The sequence below is a fragment of the Anaeromyxobacter sp. SG66 genome, assembly GCF_022690805.1.
GTDB classification, from domain to species: Bacteria; Myxococcota; Myxococcia; order Myxococcales; family Anaeromyxobacteraceae; genus Anaeromyxobacter; species Anaeromyxobacter soli.
In genome coordinates, this window is record NZ_JALCZC010000203.1 from 1 (window position 1) to 3,215 (window position 3,215).

Consider the following 3,215-nt stretch of genomic DNA (forward strand, 5'->3'; position numbering starts at 1 on the left):
GCGGGGGAGGGCGCCGCCTCCCCGGCGAGCCCGGGCGCCTCGGCGATGGCCGAGTTCCGCGCCGGGGGCGCGCTCCGTCATAGGCCGGTCACCCTCGTGGACGCCGGCGCGCGCAAGGCGCTCGAGCTCCGCGTCGAGGTCCCGGTCGAGGACATGTCGCGCATCGGCGAGGCGCTCGAGCTCGCGAGCGGCGACGCGAGCCAGGCGCCGGTGCGGGCCTCGATCTGGACCGCCATCCACCCGCGCCTGCTCGAGCTCGTGCGCGCCCACCGGACGACCCTCGTCTTCGTGAACAGCCGGCGCATCGCGGAGCGGCTCGCGGCGGCGCTGAACGAGCTCGCGGGCGAGCTGCTCGTGCAGGCCCACCACGGCTCGATCGCGCGCCCGCAGCGGGTGGCCATCGAGGACGCGCTCAAGGCGGGCCGCCTCCGGGGGCTCGTCGCGACGAGCTCGCTCGAGCTCGGCATCGACATGGGCGCCGTCGACCTCGTGGTGCAGATCGAGGCGCCGCCCTCGGTCGCGAGCGGGATGCAGCGCATCGGCCGCGCGGGCCACCGCATCGACGAGCCGAGCCGCGGCGTCGTCTTCCCGAAGTACCGGGCCGACCTGCTCGCCTGCGCCGGCCTCACCGAGGCGATGCACGCGGGCGAGGTGGAGGCGACCCGCTACCCGCGGAACCCCCTCGACGTCCTCGCCCAGCAGATCGTCGCGATGGTCTCGCTCGACGACTGGGAGGTCGACGCGCTCTACGACGCCGTCCGCCGGGCCGCCCCGTTCGCCGAGCTGTCGCGCTCGGTCTACGAGGGCGTGCTGGACATGCTCTCCGGCCGCTACCCCTCGGAGGAGTTCGCGGAGCTGCGCCCGCGCGTCACCTGGGATCGCGTGCGCGGCAAGCTGCGGGCGCGCGAGGGGGCGCGCCGCGTCGCGGTCGTGAACGGCGGGACCATCCCGGACCGCGGCCTCTACGGCGTCTACCTGGCGGGCGGGAAGCAGGGCCACACCCGCGTCGGCGAGCTGGACGAGGAGATGGTGTTCGAGTCGCGCGTGGGGGAGACGTTCCTCCTCGGCGCCTCGACCTGGCGCATCGAGGAGATCACCCACGACCGCGTGCTCGTCTCGCCCGCGCCGGGCGAGCCGGGGAAGATGCCCTTCTGGCACGGCGACTCGGCGGGGCGGCCGCTCGAGCTCGGCCGCCGCATCGGCCGGCTCGTCCGCGCCCTGCGCGAGACGCCCCGCGAGGCCGCGCGCGCGCGGCTCGTGCGCGTCCACGATCTCGACGCGCGCGCCGCCGACAACCTGCTCCGCTTCCTCGACGACCAGGCCCAGGCGACAGGGGCCGTCCCGGACGACCGCACCCTCCTCGTCGAGCGCTGCCGCGACGAGCTGGGCGACTGGCGCGTGTGCGTGCTCGCGCCGCTCGGCAGCCCGGTCCTCGCGCCGTGGGCGATGGCGGCGACGGTCCGCGCGCGCGAGCGCCTCGGCGCGGACGTCGAGACGCTCTGGACGAACGACGGCTTCGCGGTGCGGCTGCCGGGGTCCGACGAGCCGCCCGACGTGTCGTTCCTGCTGCCGGATCCGGAGGAGGTGGAGGACCTCGTCGTCGGCCAGCTCGGCGCGACCGCGCTCTTCGCGGCCAAGTTCCGCGAGGCGGCGGGCCGCGCCCTGCTCCTGCCGAAGCGCCGCCCCGGCCAGCGCGCCCCGCTCTGGCAGCAGCGCAAGCGCGCCGCGGACCTCCTCGCCGTCGCGTCCCGCTACGGGGCCTTCCCGCTGCTGCTCGAGGCGTACCGCGAGTGCCTGCGCGACGTGTTCGACCTGCCCGCGCTCGAGGAGGTCCTGCGCGACGTCCGCGCGCGGCGCGTCCGCGTCGTCACCGCCGACACGCGCGTCCCGTCGCCGTTCGCGGCCTCGCTGCTCTTCGGGTTCGTGGCGAGCTTCATCTACGACGGCGACGCGCCGCTCGCCGAGCGCCGCGCCCAGGCGCTCACCATCGACCAGGCCCAGCTCCGCGAGCTGCTCGGCGAGGCCGAGCTGCGCGAGCTCCTCGACGCGGACGCGCTCGTCGCCCTGGAGGCGCAGCTCCAGCACCTCGCGCCGGCCACGCGCGCGCGGAGCGTGGACGGCGTGGCGGATCTCCTGCTCCGCCTCGGCGACCTCTCCCGTGAGGAGATCGCCCGGCGGTCGGCGACCCCCGAGGTGGCCGCCGGCGCCGAGCGGCTCGTGGCGGAGCGGCGGGCGATCCCGCTCCGGATCGCAGGGGAGGAGCGGCTCGTGGCCGTGGAGGACGCCGCGCGCTACCGGGACGCGCTCGGCGTGCCGCTCCCGCCCGGCGTGCCGGAGGCGCTGCTCGGGCCGGTGGCGGACGCGCTCGAGGGCCTCGCCGCGCGCCACGCGCGCCGCCACGCGCCGTTCACGACCGGCGAGCTCGCCGCGCGCTTCGGGATCCCGCGCCCCACGGCGGAGGGCGCGCTCCGGCGGCTCCTCGAGCGCGGCCGGCTCCTCGAGGGGGCGTTCCGCCCGCACGGGGTGGAGCGCGAGTGGTGCGACCCGGAGGTCCTGCGCGGCCTCCGCCGCCGCTCGCTCGCGCGGCTGCGCGAGGAGATCGAGCCGGTCGAGCCGCGGGCGTTCGCGCGCATGCTGCTCGGCTGGCACGGCATCCCGCGCAAGGGCCGCGGCCTCGACGCCGTGCTCGACGCCGTCGAGAAGCTCCAGGGCGCGCCGCTCCCCGCCTCGCTCCTCGAGACGGAGATCCTGCCGGCGCGGGTGGACGGGTACCTGCGGGGAGACGTCGACGCGCTCGCGGCGGCGGGGGAGGTGCTCTGGGTGGGGCTCGAGCCCATCGGCGAGCACGACGGGCGCATCGCGCTCTACCTCGCGGACGCGTTCCCCCGGCTCCTGCCCACGACCCGCCCGGCGGCGGAGGCGCCGCAGGGCGAGCGCGGCGCGCGGATCCTCGAGCACCTGGCCCGGCGCGGCGCCTCGTTCTTCGCCGAGCTGCACGCCGCCGCGGGCGGCGGGTACGAGCAGCAGACGGTGGACGCGCTCTGGGATCTCGTCTGGCGCGGGCTCGTCACGAACGACACGTTCCAGGTGCTCCGCGCCTACGCCGAGCCGGCCGCCGCCCGCCGCGAGCGCGGCCGGGTCGTCGCGCGCGCTCCGGCCGCGTTCCGGTCGCGCCGGGCCGCACCGCCCGCCGCCGGAGGGCGCTGGACGCTCGT

General features: G+C 77.5%; 1 protein-coding gene. It reads left to right on the forward strand.

Annotated elements, in window-relative coordinates; genetic code table 11:
* The coding region (locus MNZ39_RS23740) for a helicase-related protein (RefSeq protein ID WP_242341552.1) at positions 1-3,215 on the forward strand (3,215 nt) is incomplete at both ends.